This window comes from Pantoea sp. EKM103V (assembly GCF_011800365.1).
In the GTDB taxonomy this organism is placed as follows: Bacteria; Pseudomonadota; Gammaproteobacteria; order Enterobacterales; family Enterobacteriaceae; genus Pantoea; species Pantoea anthophila.
The window spans coordinates 98,400-122,211 of record NZ_JAALFQ010000004.1 but is presented as its reverse complement, the minus strand read 5'-3'; the positions used below and the strand labels follow the sequence as shown (position 1 = coordinate 122,211).

Sequence of the window (23,812 nt, the reverse complement as noted above, 5' to 3'; positions counted from 1 at the left end):
GATGCAGTGATAACCGGGTCGGGAGAAGGCTGACCGCCGTGACTGAACGGGGGAGAGGCTGTCGCAACGCCGTCCGGAGAAGACGATTAAAACGCAGCAGGTCGATGACCCGCTGCGTTTTTTGTTACGCGCGGATCAGTTGTTCTGATTGATATCGCGGTAGAGCCGGCTCTCAAAACGCACCAGCGGAATACGGCGGGTACGCTGATCCTCTGGTGGAACCGCATAGCCGGAGAGGAACTGCACAAAGGCAACCCGCGCACCGCTGGAGGTGGTGATAAAGCCTGCCAGGTTATAGACCCCCTGCAGGGAACCGGTTTTCGCCGAGACTTTGCCATCCAGTCCCGCTTCATGCAGCCCGCCGCGATACTGCAGCGTGCCGTCATAACCCGCCAGCGGCAGCATCGAAATGTAATCCAGCGTATTGTCATTCTTCGCAATGAATTGCAAAACCTGCATCATGGTCTGCGGCGAGATCAGGTCATGGCGTGACAGACCGGAACCATCCACCTGAATGCTGTTGCCCATATCGATGTTGGCTTTGGCTTTCAGGATGCGGCGCACGGCATCCTGACCGGCGCGGAACGTGCCAGGCACATTGAAGTAGTGGTGGCCGATGGTGCGGAACACCGTATCAGCAATCATGTTGTCTGACTTCTTCAGCATGGTGTGCAGCAGGGTATGCAGCGGCGCAGACTGGGTGGAGGCGAGCACGGTACCCGGCTCGGTGACCTGTGTCTGACGAACCAGATGGCCACTGTAGTCGATCTCTGACGCGCGCAGTTCCGCCTTGAGGATCTCGCCCGCCCAGGCCGCGCCATCCTGCACGGCAAAGGCCAGCGGCAACGGCTCTGCACGCTGACGCATACAGCCGGTCAGGGTATAACGGTTCAGTTCACCCGGTACCACATCCAGTTCGCAATATTGCCCTTCGCCGCTGTTGCGGCCCAGGGTGCGAACCTGACTGTACATGTGTGCCGGATAGTAGGAGGCGATGCGGACAAACGCGTTTTCGCCCGGCGAACTGGCGCTGTAGAGCGACACCGAGAAGCAGTTCTTATCCACAATGGCGGCCCCTGGCGGGGCGCTGAAGCACTGGGTCATATCGTTCCACGGCCAGCCCGGAGCCATGTCGTGACTGGCAAACACGGAGGTATCAATCACCAGGTTGCCTTTGATATGGTTAATGCCCTGCTTCTTTATCGCCGCCACCATATTGCGCAGATCCTGGCGGCTTAAGGTGGGATCGCCGGCGAAACGGGCGACTAAATCGCCATTCAGCGTGCCATCCACGATAGAGCCACGGGTCTCAAAGGTGGTCTGAAAACGGTAATCGCCGCCCAGTTCCAGCAACGCCGCGAGCGCCGTCACCACTTTCATGGTACTGGCGGGCAGGGCCATCTGTTTGCCGTGGTAATCGATGATCGGGGTTGATGCGCCCACTTTCTGCACCATCAGCGCCAGATTGGCGCCGTCTGGCAGGTACTGCATGTATTCATCAACTGGCGCTGCGTGTGCCTGCAGCATAAATGCGCAGCTTAATCCGGTAACAAGTCGTGAAAATCGCATAATCTCGCGGTAACTGGCAGGTGAGGGCGTCAATACTACGTCGCTGGGCGGTGCAAAGTAAACGATGACCCGCAGGGAACTCTGGGGTAAAATACGTATCAAATTGCAAAACTCTTTTCTGGCCTGGAAGCATCTCCGGGTCAGGATTCTTTTATTTGCAAAAAACGGGCTAATGCGCCGCAGAACGCTTTTTTCTGCAGTCACCAGTCAGGATGACACCGTTAAACAGGAAAGATGGCGAGGAGCTTAAATGAATCAGATTCCGATGACGTTGAGAGGCGCTGAAAGATTGCGCGAAGAGCTGAACGAGCTGAAAACCGTGAAGCGCCCGCGCATTATCGCCTCTATCGCTGAAGCACGCGAACATGGCGATTTAAAAGAGAACGCGGAATATCACGCTGCGCGCGAAGAGCAGGGTTTCTGCGAAGGCCGCATTCAGGAGATTGAAGCCAAACTCTCTAATGCGCAGGTTATCGACGTAACGCAGATGCCTAAAACCGGACGCGTGATCTTTGGCGCAACGGTAACCGTACTGAATATCGAAACCGACGAAGAGGCGACTTATCGCATCGTCGGCGATGACGAGGCGGACTTTAAGCAAAATCTGATTTCTGTCAATTCGCCAATGGCGCGTGGCCTGGTGGGTAAAGAGGCGGATGATGTCGCCATCATTAAAACCCCAGGCGGCGACGTTGAGTATGAGATCCTGAAGGTGGAATACCTTTAAAGTGTTGCTACGCTTTGAAAAGCGCTAAAGCACAATGTAAAGAAAGGAAAAAGGCCGCAATGCGGCCTTTTATCTGAGGTGGGAGCATGGCACTTTCTTTGCCCACTTAGCGTGGCAGAGAAATTTTGCTCTCCTTAGAGGGGCGATACAGCACCAGCGTTTTGCCGATCACCTGTACGTTGCTGGCACCGGTCTCACGCACGATAGCGTCAACGATTAGCTGTTTCGTTTCACGATCTTCCGAGGCGATTTTCACCTTGATCAGTTCGTGATGCGACAGAGCCTGCTCGATTTCGGCCAGCACGCCTTCAGTCAGGCCATTGCCACCCAGCATAACGACCGGCTTGAGCGGATGGGCGAGGCCCTTGAGGTGCTGTTTTTGTTTGGTACTTAGATTCATCGTAGTTTTTTACTTACTCAGGGATTGAAAACGGTTCATTCTACCGCCATCTCGGGTATATCACCAAATCGGCGCAACCCACTGCGTGCAGGTTTATCGCTACGATGACGATTTAACTGGAAATATTATGACGGGTAAAAAGCGTTCGGCCAGCTCGAGCCGCTGGCTTCAGGAACACTTTAGCGATAAATATGTACTTCAGGCGCAGAAAAAAGGGTTGCGTTCGCGTGCCTGGTTTAAACTTGATGAAATACAACAGGGTGACAAGCTTTTCAAACCCGGTATGACCGTGGTAGATCTGGGTGCTGCACCCGGTGGCTGGTCGCAGTATGTTGTACAGCAAATCGGGAACAAAGGGCGCATCATTGCCTGTGATATCCTGCCAATGGATCCGATAGTCGGTGTCGATTTCCTTCAGGGCGATTTTCGTGAAGAATCGGTGATCAATGCGCTGCTTGAGCGCGTTGGCGAAGAGAAAGTTCAGGTTGTCATGTCCGATATGGCGCCGAATATGAGTGGTACACCTGCCGTAGATATTCCCCGGTCGATGTATTTGGTCGAACTGGCGCTGGAGATGTGTCGGGATATCCTGGCACCCGGCGGAAGTTTTGTAGTGAAAGTGTTTCAGGGAGATGGCTTCGATGAATACCTGCGGGAAATTCGCTCCCTGTTTACGAAAGTGAAAATTCGTAAGCCGGACGCTTCACGGTCACGTTCACGTGAAGTGTACATTGTGGCGACTGGGCGCAAACTATAACCAAATTGCTGGAGTTGTCCGCAGCTGAGCTGCGATTCCATGTATGCAGGATCTATAGTACCCTACGCTATCTGTTAACACCGTTGTAATATGAGGTTAATCCCTTGAGTGACATGGCGAAAAACCTGATTCTCTGGTTAGTCATCGCGGTCGTGCTGATGTCAGTATTCCAGAGCTTTGGGCCCAGCGAGTCGAATGGCCGTCGGGTTGATTATTCAACCTTCCTGTCGGAAGTGAACCAGGATCAGGTCCGCGAGGCACGTATTAACGGGCGTGAAATTAACGTTATTAAAAAAGACAGCAATAAATACACCACCTACATTCCTGTCAACGATCCTAAGTTGCTCGATAACCTCTTGACCAAAAACGTCAAAGTGGTTGGCGAACCGCCGGAAGAGCCGAGCCTGCTGGCTTCCATCTTCATTTCGTGGTTCCCGATGCTGCTGCTGATCGGTGTGTGGATCTTCTTTATGCGTCAGATGCAGGGCGGCGGCGGTAAGGGCGCGATGTCCTTCGGTAAAAGCAAAGCCCGCATGCTGACGGAAGACCAGATTAAAACCACTTTTGCTGACGTAGCCGGTTGTGATGAAGCGAAAGAAGAAGTGGGTGAGCTGGTTGAGTACCTGCGTGAGCCGAGCCGTTTCCAGAAGCTGGGCGGTAAAATTCCTAAAGGCGTGCTGATGGTGGGGCCACCGGGAACCGGTAAAACCCTGCTGGCAAAAGCGATTGCCGGTGAAGCGAAGGTGCCATTCTTTACCATCTCCGGTTCTGACTTTGTGGAAATGTTTGTCGGTGTCGGTGCATCCCGCGTGCGCGACATGTTCGAACAGGCCAAAAAAGCCGCGCCCTGCATCATCTTTATCGATGAGATCGACGCCGTCGGTCGTCAGCGTGGTGCCGGTTTAGGCGGAGGTCATGATGAACGTGAACAGACGCTGAACCAGATGCTGGTGGAGATGGATGGTTTTGAAGGTAACGAAGGTATCATCGTTATCGCCGCGACGAACCGTCCTGACGTACTGGACCCGGCGCTGCTGCGTCCAGGTCGTTTTGACCGCCAGGTTGTGGTGGGTCTGCCTGATGTCCGTGGTCGTGAGCAGATTCTGAAAGTGCATATGCGTCGTGTGCCGCTGGCAACCGACATCGATGCCGCCATCATTGCGCGTGGTACGCCTGGCTTCTCCGGTGCTGACCTTGCCAACCTGGTCAACGAAGCCGCACTGTTTGCAGCCCGTTCCAACAAGCGTGTGGTGTCGATGGTTGAGTTCGAAAAAGCCAAAGACAAGATCATGATGGGTGCGGAACGTCGCTCTATGGTCATGACCGAATCGCAGAAAGAGTCGACGGCTTATCACGAAGCGGGCCACGCGATCATCGGTCGCCTGGTGCCAGAGCACGATCCGGTGCACAAAGTGACGATTATCCCACGCGGCCGTGCGCTGGGTGTGACCTTCTTCCTGCCTGAAGGCGACGCGATCAGCGCCAGCCGTCAGAAACTGGAAAGCCAGATCTCGACCCTCTACGGCGGTCGTCTGGCAGAAGAGATCATCTACGGCGCAGAACATGTTTCTACCGGTGCGTCGAACGACATTAAAGTCGCGACCAACCTGGCACGCAACATGGTCACGCAGTGGGGCTTCTCAGACAAACTGGGTCCGCTGCTCTATGCAGAAGAAGAGGGTGAAGTGTTCCTTGGCCGTTCTGTTGCCAAAGCGAAACACATGTCTGATGAAACGGCCCGTATCATCGACCAGGAAGTGAAGCACCTGATCGACAGCAACTACCAGCGTGCCCGTCGCATCCTGGGTGAGAACATGGACATCCTTCACGCAATGAAAGACGCGCTGATGAAGTATGAAACCATCGACGCACCGCAGATCGACGATCTGATGGCGCGCCGCGAAGTGCGTCCGCCAGCGGGCTGGGAAGATCCTGGCAGCAACTCAGACAGCAACGGTACGCCGAAGGCGCCGCGTCCGGTCGATGAACCGCGTACGCCAAACCCAGGCAACACCATGTCAGAGCAGTACAATAAATAAGACGTTATCTCGTCAGACAAAACCCCGGCTGGTCCGGGGTTTTTTACATCCGGATAGTGACCCGTAAGGAGTTTCCGCCATGAAGTTGTTCGCCCGTGATTCCCATCTCGATTTATCTTTTCCTCATGTGATGGGCATTCTGAATGTCACGCCGGACTCTTTTTCTGACGGGGGTAAACATAACGCGCTGGTCGATGCACTGACTCATACCAATGAGATGGTCAACGCAGGAGCCACCATCATCGATGTCGGCGGGGAATCCACCCGTCCGGGCGCGGATGAGGTGAGTGTGGAAGAGGAGCTGGAGCGTGTCATTCCCGTCATTGATGCCATTGCCCAGCGGTTCGAAGTCTGGATTTCCGTGGACACCTCTAAAGCAGAGGTTATCAGCGAAGCCGCGCGAGTGGGTGCTCACATCATTAATGACGTGCGTTCGCTCTCTGAACCCGGCGCGCTGGAGGCGGCCGCGGCGACCGATCTGCCCGTCTGTCTGATGCATATGCAGGGCGAACCCCGCACCATGCAGCAGGCTCCCGCTTACGACAACATTTTAAGCGAAGTGGACACTTACTTCGCTCAGCAGATTGCGCGCTGTGAAGCGGCGGGTATCAAAAAAGAACGGCTGATACTCGACCCGGGCTTCGGTTTCGGTAAGAATCTCAGCCACAATTATGAACTGCTGGCCCATCTGGGCGATTTTCACCACTTCGGTCTGCCGCTGCTGGTGGGAATGTCCCGTAAATCGATGATTGGCCAGCTGTTAAATGTCGGCCCGTCACAGCGTTTAACCGGCAGCCTGAGTTGCGCGGTGATTGCAGCCATGCAGGGCGCGCAGATTATTCGCGTGCATGATGTGAAAGAGACGGCTGAAGCAATGCGCGTGGTCGAAGCGACCCGAAGAGCAAAAGGATAAACATGAGTAATCGCAAATATTTCGGTACAGATGGCATTCGCGGCAAAGTCGGTGAAGCCCCTATTACCCCCGATTTCGTCCTGAAGCTGGGCTGGGCCGCCGGGAAAGTGCTGGCACGCCACGGTTCAAAGAAGATCATCATCGGAAAAGATACGCGTATCTCAGGCTACATGCTGGAATCAGCGCTGGAAGCGGGGCTCGCCGCGGCGGGCCTGACGGCGGCCTTTACCGGCCCGATGCCGACCCCGGCCATTGCCTACCTGACCCGCACCTTCCGCGCTGAGGCGGGCATTGTAATCTCTGCCTCACACAACCCGTTTGATGACAACGGCATTAAGTTCTTCTCTTCCGAAGGGACAAAGCTGCCGGATGATGTCGAGGAAGCGATTGAGCTGGAGATGGAGAAGCCGATTACCTGCGTGGAGTCTGCGCAGTTAGGCCGTGCCAGCCGCATCGTCGATGCCGCGGGACGTTACATCGAATTCTGTAAGGGCACTTTCCCCAGCGAACTCAATCTGAATGGCCTGAAAATTGTGGTCGACTGTGCCAACGGGGCCACCTACCACATCGCGCCGAACGTGCTGCGTGAGCTGGGGGCGACCGTGATTGCCATCGGTGTTCAGCCGGATGGCATGAACATCAACAAAGAGTGTGGGGCGACCGATCTCAAACTGCTGCAGCAGCGTGTTCTGGCAGAGAAGGCGGATATCGGCCTGGCCTATGATGGCGACGGCGATCGCATTATGATGATTGACCATCTGGGTGACAAAGTCGACGGTGACCAGATCCTCTATATCATCGCGCGTGAAGCCCTGCGTCAGGGTCAGTTGCGCGGTGGCGTGGTGGGCACCCTGATGAGTAACATGGGCCTGGAGCTGGCGCTGAAGCAGCTCGGCATCCCGTTTACCCGCGCCAAAGTGGGCGACCGCTATGTGCTGGAGAAGATGCAGGAGAAGGGCTGGCGTCTCGGCGCGGAGAACTCCGGTCACGTTATCCTGCTGGATAAAACCACCACGGGCGACGGTATCGTTGCAAGTTTGCAAGTACTTACTGCGATGGTATGTAATCACATGAGCCTGCACGACCTCTGCAGCGGCATGAAGATGCTGCCACAGGTGCTGGTTAACGTCCGCTTTGCCGGTGAGCACGATCCGCTGCAAAGCGAGGCGGTCAAAGCCGCAACGGCAGAGGCGGAAAAAGCCCTGGCGGGGCGCGGACGCGTGTTACTGCGTAAGTCAGGCACTGAGCCGTTGATTCGGGTTATGGTTGAGGGCGAGGATGAGGCGAAGGTAACAGAGCTGGCTAATCTGATCGCCGACCAGGTCAAGGCGGTTTAAAACGCCTGCAGGCGGTTCGCAGCAGGCTGAACTGCCTGTAAAATCACCGGGATGGCGCTTTTTTCTGCAATCAGTTTAGGTGGTGAAAATTGCACTTGCAGAGCTATGCGCCTTTGGTTAGTATTCACACCCGCTTCTGATGGGTGATGACGAGACTCCCCATCAATACTGGCTGAAGCTTTAACTGTACGATTATCGTGCAAGGAACAGGTTGAATATGTACGAAGCTCTTTTAGTTGTTTTCCTTATTGTAGCGATCGCCCTCGTAGGTATGATCATGCTGCAGCAAGGCAAAGGCGCTGATATGGGAGCCTCATTCGGTGCAGGCGCATCCGGTACGGTGTTTGGTTCTTCGGGTTCAGGTAACTTCCTGACGCGCACAACTGGCATCTTAGCGGCTCTGTTCTTCATCATCAGCCTGGTTCTGGGTAATCTGAACAGCAATAAAGCCTCGAAAGGAAGCGAGTGGGAAAATCTTTCTGCGCCGGCGCAGTCTTCTCAACAGACTGAAAAGCCAGCTCAACCGGTTACACCGGGCAGCGATATTCCTAAGTAAGGTCGTCAACACAACGCATCGTTGTGGTCAGTGTAGTGCCGTGGTGGTGGAATTGGTAGACACGCTACCTTGAGGTGGTAGTGCCCGATTGGGCTTACGGGTTCAAGTCCCGTCCTCGGTACCAAATCGTAGTATCACTTGCATTTTATGCAGGTCTGGCGTAATATTCGCCACGTTTTCGGACGCGGGGTGGAGCAGCCTGGTAGCTCGTCGGGCTCATAACCCGAAGGTCGTCGGTTCAAATCCGGCCCCCGCAACCACTTTCCCTTTGAGTTATTTTTCAAATATACTGTGTGCATCGACGGACGCATTCACGGCTGATTTTTGAAAGAAAATTCTTTGGATGGAGTCCGGGCCGCATTGCGGCAGACAGGGTCCAGTGACTAAAAGCCCCGAATATTCGGGGTTTTTTGTTATTAGCGAATCGTAATACTGGGCTATAGGCCCTTTTTTTATGTCTTGGGGGTGGGCTTGTCCACATTAGAGCAAAAATTGACAGAGTTGGTATCGGCTCCGGTAGAAGCGCTGGGTTACGAACTGGTTGGTATTGAATTCGTTCGTAGTCGCACATCTATTCTGCGCATCTATATTGATAGTGAAGATGGCATCAATGTCGATGATTGCGCCGATGTCAGCCACCAGGTAAGCGCCGTAATGGATGTAGAAGATCCCATTACCGTGCCTTACAACCTTGAAGTCTCTTCACCGGGACTCGATCGTCCTCTGTTTACCGCAGAACACTACACCCGCTTTATGGGTGAGGAAGTGACTCTGGTGCTGCGTATGGCCGTTCAGAACCGCCGTAAATGGCAGGGAATCATCAAGTCAGTTGATGGCGAGATGATCACGGTGCATGTTGAGGGTAACGATGTAGTGTTCGCGCTGAGTAATATTCAGAAAGCGAACCTGGTCCCCCACTTTTAAAAGTCCGGATTGAGGCTAACCAGGATGAACAAAGAGATCTTAGCTGTTGTAGAAGCCGTTTCTAACGAAAAAGCCCTGCCGCGTGAGAAAATCTTCGAAGCGCTGGAGAGCGCGCTGGCGACTGCGACCAAGAAAAAGTACGAGCAGGAAATTGAGGTACGCGTCAGCATTGATCGCCGCAGTGGCGACTTCGATACTTTCCGCCGCTGGGAAATCGTAGAAGAGGTGACTCAGCCGACGCGCGAGATCACGCTGGATGCGGCCCGCTTCGAAGATGAAGCATTCAATCTGGGCGATTATGTCGAAGATCAGATTGAATCGGTCACCTTTGACCGTATCACCACCCAGACCGCTAAGCAGGTCATCGTGCAGAAAGTGCGCGAAGCTGAGCGCGCAATGGTGGTTGATCAGTTCCGTGAGCAGGAAGGCGAAATTATCACGGGCGTGGTGAAGAAAGTTAACCGCGACAACATCTCCCTCGACTTAGGTAACAATGCTGAAGCGGTCATTCTGCGCGAAGACATGCTGCCGCGTGAAAACTTCCGTCCAGGCGACCGTATCCGTGGCGTGCTCTACTCCGTTCGCCCGGAAGCGCGTGGCGCGCAGCTGTTCGTAACGCGTTCCAAACCGGAAATGCTGATCGAACTGTTCCGCATTGAGGTGCCAGAAATTGGCGAAGAACTGATTGAAATTAAAGCCGCTGCCCGCGATCCGGGTTCGCGTGCGAAAATTGCAGTCAAAACCAACGACAAACGTATCGATCCGGTGGGTGCCTGTGTGGGCATGCGCGGCGCGCGTGTTCAGGCTGTTTCCAGCGAACTGGGCGGCGAGCGTATCGATATCGTGCTCTGGGACGATAACCCGGCGCAGTTTGTTATCAACGCCATGGCCCCGGCCGATGTGGCGTCAATCGTGGTTGATGAAGATAACCACACCATGGATATCGCCGTCGAAGCTGGCAATCTGGCTCAGGCGATCGGCCGTAACGGCCAAAACGTGCGTCTGGCATCACAGCTGAGTGGCTGGGAGCTGAACGTGATGACCGTCGATGATCTGCAGGCTAAGCATCAGGCTGAAGCGCATGCAGCGATCGATATGTTCACGAAACATCTCGACATCGACGAAGAGTTCGCCACCGTACTGGTGGAAGAGGGCTTCTCCTCGCTGGAAGAGCTGGCCTATGTGCCTATCAACGAGCTGCTGGAAGTCGACGGCCTCGACGAAGAGACCATTGAAGCCCTGCGTGAACGAGCAAAAAATGCGTTAACCACCCTGGCACTGGCGAAAGAAGAGAGCCTTGGTAATCAGGATCCTGCTGAGGACCTGCTGAACCTTGAAGGTCTCGATCGTGCGCTGGCGTTCCGCCTGGCGTCGAAAGGCGTTTGCACGCTGGAAGATCTCGCTGAGCAAGGTGTTGACGATCTGACGGATATTGAAGGCCTGTCTGATGAACAAGCCGGCGCGCTGATTATGGCCGCACGTAATATCTGCTGGTTCGGCGATGACGCGTAATAACAGGAAGGAACAGCATGACAGATGTAACCGTAAAATCGCTGGCCGCAGAAATTCAGACTCCGGTCGATCGCCTGGTACAGCAATTTGCTGATGCGGGGATCCCTAAGTCTGAAAATGACGCCGTGACCCAGCAAGAGAAAGAAACCTTACTATCTCATCTGAACCGTGAACACGGTCAGGTCGGTTCAGCTAAGCTGACGCTGCAGCGTAAAACGCGCAGCACCTTGAATATTCCAGGCACCGGGGGTAAAAGTAAATCGGTGCAAATTGAAGTCCGCAAAAAGCGTACCTATGTGAAGGGTGATGCAGAGGCTGAGCAAGCTCAGGCAGAAGCTGAAGCCGAGGCGCAGCGTGAAGCGGAAGAGCAGGCGCAACGCGAGGCTGAAGAGAAAGCCCGTCGCGAAGCTGAACAGAAAGCGCAACGTGAAGCCGAAGATAAAGCCAGGCGCGAAGCCGCTGAGAAGGCCAAACGTGCAGCAGCGGAAAATGACAAAGTGACAAATCAACCTACCGACGAAGTGACCAGGGCTGCGCAGTCTGACAAAGCCCGTCGCGAAGCTGAAGCAGCTGAACTGAAGCGTAAAGCGGAAGAAGAAGCTCGCCGTAAGCTCGAAGAGGCGGCCCGCCTCGTAGCCGAAGAAGCCCGCCGTCTGGCTGAAGAGAAATCAGCCGAGTGGGAAAAGCCGGAAGAAGAGGATAAAGGCGACTATCACGTCACCACTTCAACCCATGCCCGTCAGGCGGAAGACGAAAACGACCGTCAGGTAGAAGCTGGCCGTGCGCGTGCGCGTACCACGGCGAAAGCAACGCGTCCGGCGAAAAAAGGCAACAAACATTCCGAAGCGAAAACTGACCGCGAAGAAGCGCGTGCACAGGTTCGTGGCGGTAAAGGTGGCAAACATCGTAAACCAAGCGCACTGCAGCAGGGCTTCAACAAACCCGCTCAGGCCGTGAACCGCGATGTTGTGATTGGCGAAACCATCACCGTAGCCGAACTGGCGAACAAAATGGCGGTGAAAGGTTCTCTGGTCATTAAAGCGATGATGAAGATGGGCGCGATGGCGACCATTAACCAGGTCATCGACCAGGAAACCGCACAGCTCGTCGCAGAAGAGATGGGCCACAAAGTGACCCTGCGTCGTGAAAACGAGCTGGAAGAGGCGGTAATGGACGATCGTGACACCGATGCCGCGCAGGAAGCTCGCGCGCCGGTAGTTACCATCATGGGTCACGTTGACCACGGTAAAACCTCACTGCTGGACTATATCCGCTCGACCAAAATCGCCTCTGGCGAAGCGGGCGGCATTACTCAGCACATCGGTGCTTACCACGTTGAAACTGACAACGGTATGATCACCTTCCTGGACACCCCGGGCCACGCCGCGTTTACCGCGATGCGTGCACGTGGTGCGCAGGCGACCGATATCGTTATCCTGGTCGTTGCCGCAGACGATGGCGTGATGCCTCAGACCATCGAAGCTATCCAGCACGCCAAAGCGGCCAAAGTGCCGGTTGTGGTTGCGGTGAACAAGTGCGATAAGCCAGAAGCGGATCCGGATCGCGTTAAAAACGAACTGACCCAGTACGGAATCATTCCGGAAGAGTGGGGCGGCGAAAACATGTTCGTTAATGTCTCTGCGAAAGCGGGTACCGGCATTGATGACCTGCTTAACGCTATCCTGCTGCAGGCGGAAGTCCTGGAGCTGACGGCTATCCGTGCCGGCATGGCGAGCGGCGTGGTTATCGAGTCGTTCCTCGACAAAGGTCGTGGTCCGGTTGCAACCGTGCTGGTTCGTGAAGGTACGCTGAACAAAGGCGACATCGTCCTGTGTGGCTTCGAATATGGCCGTGTTCGTGCAATGCGCGATGAACTGGGTCGTGAAGTCATGGAAGCGGGTCCGTCTATCCCGGTTGAGATTCTGGGCCTCTCCGGCGTGCCGGCTGCGGGTGATGAAGCAACTGTGGTACGTGACGAGAAGAAAGCACGTGAAGTGGCGCTCTATCGTCAGGGCAAATTCCGTGAAGTTAAACTGGCTCGCCAGCAGAAATCTAAGCTTGAGAACATGTTTGCCAACATGACCGAAGGCGAAGTGTCTGAACTGAACATCGTACTGAAAGCGGACGTTCAGGGTTCTGTGGAAGCGATTTCCGACTCCCTGCAGAAACTCTCTACCGACGAAGTGAAGGTGAAGATTGTTGGTTCAGGCGTGGGCGGGATCACCGAGACCGATGCGACCCTGGCGGCTGCTTCTAACGCCATCATCCTGGGCTTCAACGTGCGTGCCGATGCCTCTGCGCGTCGCGTCATTGACGCAGAAAGCCTGGATCTGCGCTACTACTCCGTCATCTATAACCTGATTGACGAAGTAAAAGCGGCGATGAGCGGTATGCTGGCACCAGAGTACAAACAGCAGATTATCGGTCTGGCTGCGGTCCGCGACGTGTTCAAATCACCGAAGTTTGGCGCGATTGCCGGTTGTATGGTGACGGAAGGTAACATCAAGCGTCACAACCCAATCCGTGTCCTGCGTGATAACGTGGTGATTTACGAAGGCGAGCTGGAATCCCTGCGTCGCTTTAAAGATGACGTTAACGAAGTGCGTAACGGCATGGAGTGCGGTATCGGCGTGAAGAACTACAACGACGTTCGCGTTGGCGATATGATCGAAGTGTTTGAAATCATCGAAATTAAACGCACCATCGAGTAATCGACTGCTGATGTGTTGCAATTTGGGAGGCCTCTGGCCTCCCGAATTATTTGGGAGAAATAATGATGGCGAAAGAATTTGGTCGCCCGCAGCGCGTATCACAAGAGCTGCAAAAAGAGATTGCGATGATCCTGCAGCGTGAGATCAAAGATCCGCGTCTGGGCATGATGGTCACCGTATCAGGCGTTGAAGTGTCACGCGATCTCGCCTACGCAAAAGTGTTCGTCACTTTCCTGAATGACCAGGATGAGGACGCGGTAAAACAGGGTCTGAAAGCGCTGAAAGAAGCGTCAGGCTACATCCGCATTCTGCTGGGTAAAGCGATGCGTCTGCGTATCGTGCCGGAGCTGACGTTCTTATACGACAACTCCCTGGTTGAAGGGATGCGCATGTCCAATCTCGTCACAAGCGTCGTGAAAAACGATGCCGAGCGCCGTGGCTCTGACGCCACCGGCGATGACGAGGAGGCGTAATGAGTCGTCCGCGTCGTCGCGGCCGCGACGTCCATGGCGTGTTGCTGCTGGATAAGCCTCAAGGCGTCTCGTCGAATGATGTGCTGCAGAAGGTGAAGCGGATCTTTAACGCTAACCGTGCAGGCCATACCGGCGCGCTTGACCCGCTGGCAACCGGCATGCTGCCGATCTGCCTGGGTGAAGCGACCAAGTTTTCACAGTATCTGCTGGATTCCGACAAGCGCTACCGCGTGATTGCGCGGCTGGGTGAGCGGACCGACACGTCAGATGCCGATGGCAACCTCGTTCAGACACGTCCGGTCACCTTCAGTCAGGCCGACCTCGACAGCGCGCTGGAGAGCTTCCGCGGTGAGACTCTGCAGGTGCCCTCAATGTTTTCGGCGTTGAAGCATCAGGGACGTCCCCTGTATGAATATGCGCGTCAGGGCATTGAGATTGCGCGTGAACCGCGTCCAATCACGGTCTACGAACTGCAGTTTATTCGCTGGCAGGATAACGAGCTGGAGCTGGAAATTCACTGCTCGAAAGGCACCTATATCCGCAGCATCATCGACGATCTCGGTGAGAAGCTGGGTTGCGGAGCGCATGTCATCATGCTGCGTCGCGTTCAGGTTGCCCGTTATCCGTATGAAAGGATGGTGACGCTGGAACAGCTCAACACCCTGCTCGCGGAAGCGACAGAAGCCGGCATTCCTCTGGAAACGCAGCTCTATCCGCTGCTGTTGCCAATGGACAGTCCTGCGTCCGATTTCCCGGAAGTGAACATCCCGCCTGCCGTGGCTGCGTTTTTCCGCCAGGGTCAGCCGGTTCAGGCCAGTCAGGCGCCCGCGCAGGGGCTGGTCAGGGTGTCCGAAGGTGAGGCGCGTAAGTTCATTGGGATGGCTGAAATTGCCGACGATGGCCGTCTGGCACCCCGTCGCTTAGTGGTAGAGTATCAGGATTAAGTCGTGCCTTCACTTTTCGCTGATGGGGCATTTGCGTTGCTATCGGGCGCAGAGTAGAATAGCGCGGCTTTAAAAGCGGGATGCTGAATTAGAGATCGGCACCCATACATTCATTTTATACCGGAGTTTATTATGTCTCTAAGCGTAGAAGCTAAAGCAGAGATCGTTGCTAAATATGGCCGTGGTGCTAACGACAGCGGTTCAACTGAAGTTCAGGTTGCCCTGCTGACCGCGCAGATCACCCATCTGCAGGGTCACTTCTCTGAGCACAAAAAAGACCACCACAGCCGTCGCGGTCTGCTGCGCATGGTATCTCAGCGTCGTAAGCTGCTGGACTACCTGAAGCGTAAAGACGTTGCGCGCTACAGCAGCCTGATCGAAAGCCTCGGTCTGCGTCGCTAAGTCTGAAAAATCGGGTCGTCAGGGCGTCATGCAGCGATTAACGCGGCGTGCAGCAGACGATCAGATTTGTGCGAGTTTCATGAAAAGGGGGCCTTTATGGCCCCTTTTTTTGAGCAATCGGCAGCAATCCGGGCCAAACTGATGTATTGTTGCTTAGTGTGATCTTTAGTTTGCAGAATTTCGCGCGGCTAATGAGAGGCTTTACCGCAGGGGCGGTCGAGGGTTGTCATTAGTCGCGAGGATGCAGCTGGAGATTGGTAATCAATGGCGGGCTACAGATAGCCTTGCCCCGAAGTTAAGGACTTTGATTTTGCTGAATCCGATCGTACGCAAATTCCAATATGGTCAACATACCGTCACGCTGGAAACCGGCATGATGGCGCGCCAGGCGACTGCTGCTGTTATGGTGAGCATGGACGATACTGCGGTGTTCGTCACTGTCGTCGGCCAGAAAAAAACTAAACCCGGTCAGGACTTCTTCCCACTGACCGTGAACTATCAGGAGCGTACCTACGCTGCTGGTCGTATCCCAGGCAGCTTCTTCCGTCGTGAAGGCCGCCCAAGCGAAGGCGAAACGCTGATTGCGCGTCTGATTGACCGCCCGATTCGTCCGCTGTTCCCGGAAGGTTTCGTTAACGAAGTTCAGGTCATTGCGACCGTGGTTTCTGTAAACCCACAGGTTCATCCTGACATCGTTGCCATGATCGGTGCTTCTGCCGCGCTGTCACTCTCGGGTCTGCCGTTCAATGGACCAATCGGTTCTGCGCGTGTTGGTTACATCAACGATCAATACGTTCTGAACCCGACAGCAGATGAGCTGAAACAGTCTCGTCTGGACCTGGTGGTTGCCGGTACGCAGAATGCCGTTCTGATGGTGGAATCTGAAGCTGAGATCCTGTCAGAAGAGCAGATGCTGGGCGCCGTGGTCTTTGGCCACGATCAGCAGCAGGTGGTTATTGAAAACATCAATGCGCTGGTTGCTGAAGCGGGCAAACCACGCTGGGACTGGCAGCCAGAAGCCGCCAACACCCCACTGATTTCACGCGTTGCTGCACTGGCAGAAGCGCGCATCAGCGATGCTTACCGCATCACCGACAAGCAGGAGCGTTACACGCAGGTTGGCGTCATCAAAGACGAAACCATTGCTGCGCTGCTGGCTGAAGATGAGACGCTGGATAGCGCTGAAATCAGCGACATCGTCCATAGCCTGGAAAAGAACGTTGTTCGTACCCGTATCCTGAACGGCGAGCCGCGTATCGATGGCCGCGAAAAGGATATGATCCGTGGTCTGGACGTGCGTACTGGCGTGCTGCCACGTACTCACGGTTCATCCCTGTTCACCCGTGGTGAAACGCAGGCGCTGGTAACAGCAACGCTGGGTACCACGCGCGATGCGCAGAACCTGGATGAGCTGATGGGCGAGCGCACTGACAGCTTCCTGTTCCACTACAACTTCCCTCCGTACTCTGTCGGTGAAACCGGCATGGTCGGTTCGCCGAAGCGTCGTGAAATTGGTCACGGTCGTCTGGCGAAACGCGGTGTGTTAGCGGTTATGCCGAAAGCGGAAGATTTTCCTTACACCGTGCGTGTGGTGTCTGAAATCACCGAATCTAACGGCTCCTCTTCAATGGCCTCTGTCTGCGGTGCCTCACTGGCGCTGATGGACGCGGGTGTGCCAATCAAAGCCGCTGTTGCAGGTATTGCAATGGGTCTGGTGAAAGAAGATGAGAAGTTTGTTGTTCTGTCTGACATCCTGGGCGACGAAGACCACCTGGGCGACATGGACTTCAAAGTAGCCGGTAGCCGTGAAGGTATCACCGCGCTGCAGATGGACATCAAAATCGAAGGCATCACGCGTGAAATCATGCAGGAAGCGCTGAACCAGGCTAAGGGTGCGCGTCTGCACATCCTGGGCGTTATGGAACAGGCTATCAGCACGCCACGTACTGAGATTTCTGAATTCGCACCGCGCATTTACACCATCAAGATCAGCTCTGACAAGATCAAAGATGTGATTGGTAAAGGCGGCTCAGTGATCCGTGCACTGACCGAAGAGACCGGCACAACGATCGAAATCGAAGATGACGGCACCGTGAAAATCGCTGCGACCGATGGTCTGAAAGCGAAAGAAGCGATCCGTCGTATCGAAGAGATTACCGCAGAGATCGAAGTGGGCCGCATTTACAGCGGTAAAGTGACCCGTATCGTTGACTTCGGTGCCTTCGTCGCCATCGGCGGTGGTAAAGAAGGTCTGGTTCACATTTCGCAAATCGCCGATAAGCGCGTTGAGAAAGTGACTGACTATCTGCAGATGGGTCAGGAAGTGCCGGTGAAGGTGATGGAAGTCGATCGCCAGGGCCGCGTACGTCTGAGCATCAAAGAAGCGACAGAATCTAAGCCGCAGGCTGAAGAAGCTGCAGCGGTGACCACACCTGCCGCTGAATAAGTCGTTGCTGATTTGCCCCTCTTTGCCTGGCAGAGAGGGGCGTTTGTGTCATCGCGAGGGCGGGAATCCTTGTGCACAGCAGGCGGATGACAGGATGGTTATCCCAATGTTTGTATTCGGGAGTGGGAAATGAAGCCTTTTCTGCGCTGGTGTTTTGTTGCGACAGCTTTAACGCTGGCAGGATGCAGCAACTCCAATTGGCGTAAGAACGAAGTTCTTGCAGTGCCGTTACAGCCCACACTGCAGCAGGAAGTGATACTGGCGCGCATGGAACAAATACTTGCCAGTCGCGCTCTCACCGATGATGAACGCGCACAGCTGTTATATGAGCGCGGAGTGTTGTATGATAGTTTAGGTCTGCGGGCATTAGCGCGGAACGATTTTTCGCAAGCGCTGTCTATAAGACCAGATATGCCCGAAGTGTTTAACTACTTAGGCATATATTTAACGCAGGCGGGCAACTTTGATGCCGCCTATGAAGCGTTCGATTCTGTACTTGAGCTTGATCCAACTTACAACTATGCGCATTTAAACCGTGGTATCGCCCTCTATTACGGCGGTCGATACAAGTTAGCGCAAGATGATCTGCTGGCGTTTTATCAAGACGATCCTAACGATCCTTTCCGCAGTCTGTGGCTCTATCTGGCTGAACGTGAGATGGATGCCGACAAGGCAAAAGTCGCGCTTCAACAGCGTCATGACAAAGCGGTCAGAGACCAATGGGGATGGAATATTGTCGAGTTCTACCTTGGAGATATCAACGAGAAAACGTTGATGGAAAGTCTCAAGGCGGACGCAACGGATAACACCTCGCTCGCTGAACATCTCAGTGAAACCAACTTCTATTTAGGTAAGTACTACCTAAGTCTGGGGGAGAAGGACGACGCGAAAGCGTTGTTCAAACTGGCGGTGGCCAACAACGTCAATAACTTTGTTGAACACCGATACGCATTGTTGGAACTGGCGCAACTCGGCCAGGCACAAGACGATTTATCAGAATCTGACCAGCAATAGCTGACGAACTAAATTTGCCCGTAACACCTGTAAAGTCATCATCTTCAGGGATGAGGGCTTTTCTGTTCGTCAAAACTTCTAATTTGAGCCGGTTCACACTTTTTGATGAAAATGACTGAAAGTTTTCACGACGAGTTATGTAGACTGGCCGCCGCAATCTAAGAGGCACGTGTACTACATGACTGATATTCAAACCACTTTTGCTGACCTTGGCCTGAACGCCGACATCCTTGAATCACTGAATGGCATGGGCTACGTAAAGCCTTCCCCAATCCAGGCTGAGTGTATTCCTCACCTGCTGGCGGGCCGTGACGTGTTAGGTATGGCGCAGACCGGGAGTGGTAAAACTGCGGCGTTCTCTCTGCCGCTGTTAAACAACATTGACCCTTCTGTAAAAGCACCTCAGATCCTGGTGCTGGCGCCGACCCGCGAACTGGCGGTTCAGGTTGCTGAAGCTGTCACCGAATTCTCTAAACACATGCGTGGCCTGAACGTGGTTGCCCTGTACGGCGGCCAGCGTTATGACGTGCAGCTGCGTGCACTGCGTCAGGGACCACAGGTTGTTGTGGGTACGCCTGGCCGTCTGCTGGACCACCTGAAACGCGGCACGTTAGACCTTTCTAACCTGCGCGGCCTGGTGCTGGACGAAGCGGACGAAATGCTGCGTATGGGCTTCATCGAAGACGTTGAAACCATCATGGCGCAGATCCCGGAAGGTCATCAGACCGCTCTGTTCTCTGCCACCATGCCAGAAGCGATTCGTCGCATCACGAAACGCTTCATGAAAGATCCACAGGAAGTGCGTATTCAGTCAAGCCTGACCACGCGTCCTGACATCAGCCAGAGCTACTGGACCGCTTACGGTCGTAAAACTGACGCACTGGTTCGCTTCCTGGAAGCGGAAGATTTTGATGCGGCGATTATCTTCGTACGTACCAAAAACGCGACCCTGGAAGTTGCAGAAGCGCTGGAGCGCAGTGGCTACAACAGCGCCGCGCTGAACGGTGATATGAACCAGGCACTGCGTGAGCAGACGCTGGAGCGCCTGAAAGATGGTCGTCTCGACATCCTGATTGCGACTGACGTTGCGGCCCGTGGCCTGGACGTTGAGCGTATCAGCCTGGTTGTTAACTACGACATCCCGATGGATGCAGAATCTTACGTTCACCGTATCGGCCGTACCGGTCGTGCCGGTCGTGCTGGCCGCGCGCTGCTGTTCGTTGAGAACCGCGAGCGTCGTCTGCTGCGCAACATCGAACGTACGATGAAGCTGACTATTCCGGAAGTTGAACTGCCAAACGCAGAGCTGCTGGGTCAGCGTCGTCTGGCGAAGTTTGCCGCGAAAGTTCAGCAGCAGCTGGAAAGCAGCGATCTGGATCAGTACCGTGCTCTGCTGACTAAAATGCAGCCAGAAGACGAACTGGATCTGGAAACGCTGGCCGCGGCACTGCTGAAGATGGCACAGGGCGAACGTCCTCTGATTCTGCCACCGGAAGCGCCACGTCCGCCACGTCGTGAATACCGCGATCGTGACGATCGTGATGGCCGTCGTGACAGCCGCGAAGCGCGTGGTCCACGTGACAGCCGCGATGGCGACCGTCCACGTCGCGAACGTCGTGACGTTGGCGAGATGCAGCTCTACCGCATCGAAGTGGGTCGCGATGATGGTGTTGAAGTTCGTCACATCGTTGGCGCGATCGCTAACGAAGGCGACATCAGTAGCCGTTACATCGGTAACATCAAGCTGTTCGGTAACCACTCGACTATCGAGCTGCCGAAAGGCATGCCAGGCGATGTGCTGCAGCACTTCACCCGTACACGTATTCTGAACAAGCCGATGAATATGCAGTTACTGGGTGATGCTCAGCCAAACGAAGGTCGTGGTGACCGTCGTCCGGCCGGTGGCGATCGTCGCAATGGCCCAGGCGCTGGCAACCGTGAAGGTGGTCGTCGCTTCTCTTCTGAGCGCCGTGACGGTGGTCGTGAAGGCGGTCGCAGCTTTAACCGTGAAGGCGGCCGTGGTCCACGTCGTGAAGATGGCGCAGCCGCACCACGTCGTCGTGACGCATAACGACTTCATGTCGTAACAAAAAGGGAAGCCACTGGCTTCCCTTTTTTTATGCCGATCAGGCTCCGCCGCTGATGATGACGCGCTCGCCGCTGACCCAGGCGGACTCCTCCGAGGCCAGAAACAGCGCCACCTGTGCCACATCTTCCGGCAGACCAAAACGCCCCAGCGGCGTGGCGGCCAGCAGTTGCGCTTTAAGCTGCGGGCTCATCCTCTTCGCCGCCAGCAATCCCTCTGTCAGAATCATTCCCGGTGCCAGGGCGTTAACCCGAATGTTTCTGGCACCCAGTTCGCGCGCCAGCCCCTGTGTCAGGGTATCCACCGCGCCCTTGGTCGCCGCCCAGAGCACGGAACCCGGCGTGCTGTTCTGGCTGCTCAGGGCGCTGAGGTTGATAAGGGTACCGCCGTGGGCAGGAAAGTGATGAATCGCCTGCTGACAGACTAGCAGCGTGCCAAGCAGGTTAACGTTGATCTGCTGCTGCATCTCCTCCTGGGTCAGCGCCTCAAAAGCGCCGTGATGAAAGCGGCCCGCGTTATTCACCACGATGTCTGGCGCGCCGAAACAGGCGACGGTGGTTGCAAACAGCCGCTCCACGTCCTGCTGCACAGAGATATCCGCCTGCACCGCCACCGCGTCACTGCCCAGGGCAAGAATGTCGCTGACCACGTCAGCCGCACCCACCTCGTCCTGTTGATAATTGACGATTACCCGTGCGCCCGCCGTCGCAAAGGCGATGGCGATAGCAGCACCAATGCCTTTTGATGCTCCCGTTACCAGCGCGATTTTATTCTGTAGTGCCTTCATTATCCTGATCTCCGCAGTAATGATTGCGTTGACAGACTATGCGCGCCGCTGACCCATCCGGGTAGCGCAATCCTGCAAGCTTTTTGCCCGATCCTGCAAAAGTGTCGCTGCGACACAGGCATGGCGCACCGGCTCAGGTAATATCGGCTGAGATGATGAAGGGAGATGACCTGGTGACAGAGAATGATACGTGGCAGGCGCTGGCCCGGTTGATTGCGCGGCATGCGCCGGAGGATGGACGGCACGCGAGTGCCATTGACTACCTGTTCTTTGGTCGCAGCTCCGCACCAACGAAGCCCGTGCACTTTGCCCAATGGGCCAGTTTCGCGCTGGTCGCACAGGGCAGCAAGGCGCTGCACATCGGTGATGAGGTGCTGCATTATGGCCCGGGCGATCTGCTGCTGGTGACGCTGGATATGCCGGTGCGCGCCTGCGTCACGGTCGCCACGCCGGAAAAACCTAACCTGGGGATTGGCATCGCCATCAATGAATCCCGGCTGATGCGCTACCTCGACCAGTTTCCCCCGACGCTGTCACCCGCCACGGCCCGCAACGAACGCGGCATTACCGTGCATAAGATGTCGCCGTGGCTGGTGGAGGCGGTAACGCGGCTGGTGCGGCTGCTTGACCATCCTGAGGATATCCCGGCGCTCGCCCCGCTGATTGAGCAGGAGATTTTCTACCGGCTGCTGACCGGACCGGAAGGATCGCGCATTCTGAATATGGCGCTGGCTGAGCGGCCGGGTAACCGGGTGGCGCAGGCGGCCCGCTGGCTGCGGGAGAATTTTCATCAGCCGCTGAAGATTGACCAGCTCGCCAGCAGTGTCGGCATGAGCATCTCTTCGCTGCATCATCACTTCAAAGCGGTCACGGCAATGACGCCGATGCAGTATCAGAAACAGCTGCGGCTGAATGAGGCGCGACGGCTGATGATGGTGGAAAAGCTGGATGCCGGGACGGCAGGCTATCGGGTAGGGTATCAGAGTGCGTCACAGTTCAGCCGGGAGTATCGTCGCCTCTACGGGCAATCCCCGGCCAGGGACAGTCGTCAGCTGGCGGTGAGCGCGGAAACTGCGCCCCCACCGCAAAACTGACTACAGGCTGCTGGCGGCTTCCATCGCAATGGCGAAGGAGCGCAGGCGCGCCGCGGAGTCAAAAATCTGGCCGTTGACCATGATCTCATCCGCCTGGGTTTCACGCATCAGTGACGCCAGCCCGTGACGCACCTTATCCCCATCGCCGACCAGCGACATGCTGAGCGCCTGCTGAACCCCATACTGCTCTGACGGTGACCAGAGGTTATCCATGTTCTCAACCGGCGCCGGTAATGGGCCCGGTTTGCCGCGGCGCAGGTTAATAAACTGCTGCTGCTGCGAGGTAAACAGGAAGCGTGCCTCACGCTCGCTGTCAGCGGCGACCACGTTGATGCAGACCATGGCATACGGCTTGTCGAGTCGCGCCGAGGGCTGGAAGTTTTCGCGGTAGACGTGCAGCGCCTGGAACAGCTGATCCGGCGCAAAATGTGAGGCGAAGGCAAATGGCAGACCCATCCGGGCTGACAGTTGTGCACTGTAGAGGCTGGAGCCGAGCAGCCAGACCGGGATCTTCAGGCCGAGGCCCGGGACCGGTTGTACCGGCGGCTGTGCATCCGCTTCCGCATCAAACCAGTTAATCAGTTCAGCCACATCTTCAGGAAAGGTGTCGGCGTGCATGCTGGCCTGATGACGACGCAGCGCCATCATCGTACGCTGGTCAGAGCCGGGCGCACGACCCAGGCCGAGATCGATACGGCCGGGATAGAGAGAAGCCAGTGTGCCAAACTGCTCGGCAATCACCAGCGGCGCATGGTTAGGCAGCATGATGCCGCCCGATCCCAGCTGCAGCGTCTCGGTATTGGCCGCCAGATAGCCGATCAGCACCGACGTCGCAGCACTGGCAATCCCCGTCATGTTGTGATGTTCAGCCAGCCAGTAGCGTTGGTAGCCCAGTTTTTCAGCCTGGCGCGCCAGCGCCAGCGAATTGTGGAACGCATCCCGCGCGGTCGCACCCTGAGGGATCGGCGCGAGATCCAGCACGGACAGGCGAAGAGGTTTTTTATCAGACATGACTACTCCCGTTGTATGGCGCAGGCATTAAAGTCTGCATCATTTAGTATTACGCATCATTCCTTATATTAAAACTGCTAACCTCAGCAGGAATATAGCCGGTATGTGCT

At 55.5% G+C, this 23,812-nt stretch carries 21 protein-coding genes and 2 tRNA genes; 19 read left to right on the top strand and 4 right to left on the bottom strand.

Going from position 1 to position 23,812, the window contains the following annotated elements; translation table 11 throughout:
- Positions 1-135: 135 nt before the first annotated feature.
- Positions 136-1,569, bottom strand: coding sequence for a serine-type D-Ala-D-Ala carboxypeptidase (gene dacB, locus HFD97_RS11395; protein WP_009092423.1), 1,434 nt, complete (start codon positions 1,567-1,569; stop codon positions 136-138).
- A gap of 250 nt (positions 1,570-1,819) precedes the next feature.
- Between dacB and greA the strand changes: the two genes are divergently transcribed.
- The gene (greA, locus tag HFD97_RS11390; protein ID WP_009092422.1) at positions 1,820-2,296 is read left to right on the top strand and encodes a transcription elongation factor GreA; all 477 of its coding nucleotides are present in this window, start codon (positions 1,820-1,822) and stop codon (positions 2,294-2,296) included.
- A gap of 106 nt (positions 2,297-2,402) precedes the next feature.
- On the opposite strand, the gene yhbY is transcribed toward greA, so the two are convergent.
- Positions 2,403-2,696, bottom strand: coding sequence for a ribosome assembly RNA-binding protein YhbY (gene yhbY / locus HFD97_RS11385; protein ID WP_009092420.1), 294 nt, complete (start codon positions 2,694-2,696; stop codon positions 2,403-2,405).
- 127 nt (positions 2,697-2,823) lie between these two features.
- On the opposite strand from yhbY, the gene rlmE reads away from it, so the two are divergent.
- The 17 genes from rlmE (at position 2,824) to HFD97_RS11300 (ending at position 20,795) form a co-directional block, all read left to right on the top strand.
- Entirely contained in the window at positions 2,824-3,453 is a 630-nt protein-coding gene (gene rlmE / locus HFD97_RS11380; RefSeq protein WP_009092419.1) for a 23S rRNA (uridine(2552)-2'-O)-methyltransferase RlmE, read from the top strand.
- A gap of 113 nt (positions 3,454-3,566) precedes the next feature.
- Positions 3,567-5,492, top strand: coding sequence for an ATP-dependent zinc metalloprotease FtsH (gene ftsH / locus HFD97_RS11375; RefSeq protein ID WP_009092418.1), 1,926 nt, complete (start codon positions 3,567-3,569; stop codon positions 5,490-5,492).
- A gap of 79 nt (positions 5,493-5,571) precedes the next feature.
- Positions 5,572-6,405, top strand: a complete 834-nt coding sequence (gene folP / locus HFD97_RS11370) for a dihydropteroate synthase (protein WP_167431941.1) — start codon at positions 5,572-5,574, stop codon at positions 6,403-6,405.
- Between the two features lie 2 nt (positions 6,406-6,407).
- Positions 6,408-7,742 (top strand): phosphoglucosamine mutase, encoded by a 1,335-nt coding sequence (glmM, locus tag HFD97_RS11365; protein WP_167431942.1) that lies wholly within the window; start codon positions 6,408-6,410, stop codon positions 7,740-7,742.
- Positions 7,743-7,959: 217 nt separating this feature from the next.
- A complete protein-coding gene (secG, locus tag HFD97_RS11360) occupies positions 7,960-8,298 on the top strand; it encodes a preprotein translocase subunit SecG (RefSeq protein WP_009092412.1) in 339 nt (112 codons plus the stop codon).
- A gap of 37 nt (positions 8,299-8,335) precedes the next feature.
- Positions 8,336-8,422 (top strand) — tRNA-Leu (locus tag HFD97_RS11355).
- A gap of 59 nt (positions 8,423-8,481) precedes the next feature.
- A tRNA-Met gene (locus HFD97_RS11350) sits at positions 8,482-8,558 on the top strand.
- Between the two features lie 211 nt (positions 8,559-8,769).
- Positions 8,770-9,222 carry a ribosome maturation factor RimP gene (gene rimP, locus HFD97_RS11345; protein WP_009092411.1) on the top strand — a complete coding sequence of 151 codons (453 nt, stop codon included), beginning with the start codon at positions 8,770-8,772 and terminating at the stop codon, positions 9,220-9,222.
- Between the two features lie 24 nt (positions 9,223-9,246).
- Positions 9,247-10,734: a transcription termination factor NusA gene (gene nusA / locus HFD97_RS11340; protein ID WP_009092410.1), complete on the top strand. Its 1,488-nt coding sequence runs from the start codon at positions 9,247-9,249 to the stop codon at positions 10,732-10,734.
- A 17-nt stretch (positions 10,735-10,751) separates the two neighbouring features.
- Positions 10,752-13,445 (top strand): translation initiation factor IF-2, encoded by a 2,694-nt coding sequence (infB, locus tag HFD97_RS11335; protein ID WP_009092409.1) that lies wholly within the window; start codon positions 10,752-10,754, stop codon positions 13,443-13,445.
- Between the two features lie 65 nt (positions 13,446-13,510).
- A complete protein-coding gene (rbfA, locus tag HFD97_RS11330) occupies positions 13,511-13,918 on the top strand; it encodes a 30S ribosome-binding factor RbfA (protein WP_167432001.1) in 408 nt (135 codons plus the stop codon).
- Positions 13,918-14,862, top strand: a complete 945-nt coding sequence (gene truB, locus HFD97_RS11325) for a tRNA pseudouridine(55) synthase TruB (protein WP_167431943.1) — start codon at positions 13,918-13,920, stop codon at positions 14,860-14,862. Before rbfA ends, truB begins: the two co-directional genes overlap by 1 nt.
- Before the next feature lie 132 nt (positions 14,863-14,994).
- Positions 14,995-15,264 (top strand): 30S ribosomal protein S15, encoded by a 270-nt coding sequence (rpsO, locus tag HFD97_RS11320; protein ID WP_003851063.1) that lies wholly within the window; start codon positions 14,995-14,997, stop codon positions 15,262-15,264.
- A 310-nt stretch (positions 15,265-15,574) separates the two neighbouring features.
- Positions 15,575-17,710 (top strand): polyribonucleotide nucleotidyltransferase, encoded by a 2,136-nt coding sequence (pnp, locus tag HFD97_RS11315; protein ID WP_058957631.1) that lies wholly within the window; start codon positions 15,575-15,577, stop codon positions 17,708-17,710.
- A 129-nt stretch (positions 17,711-17,839) separates the two neighbouring features.
- Positions 17,840-18,724, top strand: a complete 885-nt coding sequence (nlpI, locus tag HFD97_RS11310) for a lipoprotein NlpI (RefSeq protein ID WP_009092404.1) — start codon at positions 17,840-17,842, stop codon at positions 18,722-18,724.
- 105 nt (positions 18,725-18,829) lie between these two features.
- Positions 18,830-18,886 carry a protein YrbN gene (gene yrbN, locus HFD97_RS22485; protein WP_098053093.1) on the top strand — a complete coding sequence of 19 codons (57 nt, stop codon included), beginning with the start codon at positions 18,830-18,832 and terminating at the stop codon, positions 18,884-18,886.
- Positions 18,887-18,902: 16 nt separating this feature from the next.
- Complete coding sequence (locus HFD97_RS11300; protein ID WP_009092402.1) at positions 18,903-20,795, top strand: DEAD/DEAH family ATP-dependent RNA helicase; 1,893 nt, start codon at positions 18,903-18,905, stop codon at positions 20,793-20,795.
- Between the two features lie 55 nt (positions 20,796-20,850).
- Here HFD97_RS11300 and HFD97_RS11295 read toward each other — a convergent pair whose 3' ends face one another.
- Positions 20,851-21,597 (bottom strand): SDR family NAD(P)-dependent oxidoreductase, encoded by a 747-nt coding sequence (locus HFD97_RS11295; RefSeq protein ID WP_111207625.1) that lies wholly within the window; start codon positions 21,595-21,597, stop codon positions 20,851-20,853.
- A 173-nt stretch (positions 21,598-21,770) separates the two neighbouring features.
- Here HFD97_RS11295 and HFD97_RS11290 point away from each other — a divergent pair, with 173 nt between their 5' ends.
- A complete protein-coding gene (locus tag HFD97_RS11290) occupies positions 21,771-22,691 on the top strand; it encodes an AraC family transcriptional regulator (protein ID WP_185155355.1) in 921 nt (306 codons plus the stop codon).
- Here the strand turns inward: HFD97_RS11290 and HFD97_RS11285 are convergent, their stop codons facing one another.
- On the bottom strand, positions 22,692-23,702 hold the full coding sequence (locus tag HFD97_RS11285; RefSeq protein WP_046101092.1) for a luciferase-like monooxygenase: 1,011 nt from the start codon (positions 23,700-23,702) through the stop codon (positions 22,692-22,694).
- Between the last annotated feature and the right edge of the window lie 110 nt (positions 23,703-23,812).

Bases quoted from the DNA above. Each gene is read 5' to 3' on its own strand.
- dacB (WP_009092423.1), bottom strand. From the start codon at position 1,569: ATGCGATTTTCACGACTTGTTACCGGATTAAGCTGCGCATTTATGCTG.
- greA (WP_009092422.1), top strand. From the start codon at position 1,820: ATGAATCAGATTCCGATGACGTTGAGAGGCGCTGAAAGATTGCGCGAA.
- yhbY (WP_009092420.1), bottom strand. From the start codon at position 2,696: ATGAATCTAAGTACCAAACAAAAACAGCACCTCAAGGGCCTCGCCCAT.
- rlmE (WP_009092419.1), top strand. From the start codon at position 2,824: ATGACGGGTAAAAAGCGTTCGGCCAGCTCGAGCCGCTGGCTTCAGGAA.
- ftsH (WP_009092418.1), top strand. From the start codon at position 3,567: ATGGCGAAAAACCTGATTCTCTGGTTAGTCATCGCGGTCGTGCTGATG.
- folP (WP_167431941.1), top strand. From the start codon at position 5,572: ATGAAGTTGTTCGCCCGTGATTCCCATCTCGATTTATCTTTTCCTCAT.
- glmM (WP_167431942.1), top strand. From the start codon at position 6,408: ATGAGTAATCGCAAATATTTCGGTACAGATGGCATTCGCGGCAAAGTC.
- secG (WP_009092412.1), top strand. From the start codon at position 7,960: ATGTACGAAGCTCTTTTAGTTGTTTTCCTTATTGTAGCGATCGCCCTC.
- nusA (WP_009092410.1), top strand. From the start codon at position 9,247: ATGAACAAAGAGATCTTAGCTGTTGTAGAAGCCGTTTCTAACGAAAAA.
- infB (WP_009092409.1), top strand. From the start codon at position 10,752: ATGACAGATGTAACCGTAAAATCGCTGGCCGCAGAAATTCAGACTCCG.
- rbfA (WP_167432001.1), top strand. From the start codon at position 13,511: ATGGCGAAAGAATTTGGTCGCCCGCAGCGCGTATCACAAGAGCTGCAA.
- truB (WP_167431943.1), top strand. From the start codon at position 13,918: ATGAGTCGTCCGCGTCGTCGCGGCCGCGACGTCCATGGCGTGTTGCTG.
- rpsO (WP_003851063.1), top strand. From the start codon at position 14,995: ATGTCTCTAAGCGTAGAAGCTAAAGCAGAGATCGTTGCTAAATATGGC.
- nlpI (WP_009092404.1), top strand. From the start codon at position 17,840: ATGAAGCCTTTTCTGCGCTGGTGTTTTGTTGCGACAGCTTTAACGCTG.
- HFD97_RS11300 (WP_009092402.1), top strand. From the start codon at position 18,903: ATGACTGATATTCAAACCACTTTTGCTGACCTTGGCCTGAACGCCGAC.
- HFD97_RS11295 (WP_111207625.1), bottom strand. From the start codon at position 21,597: ATGAAGGCACTACAGAATAAAATCGCGCTGGTAACGGGAGCATCAAAA.
- HFD97_RS11285 (WP_046101092.1), bottom strand. From the start codon at position 23,702: ATGTCTGATAAAAAACCTCTTCGCCTGTCCGTGCTGGATCTCGCGCCG.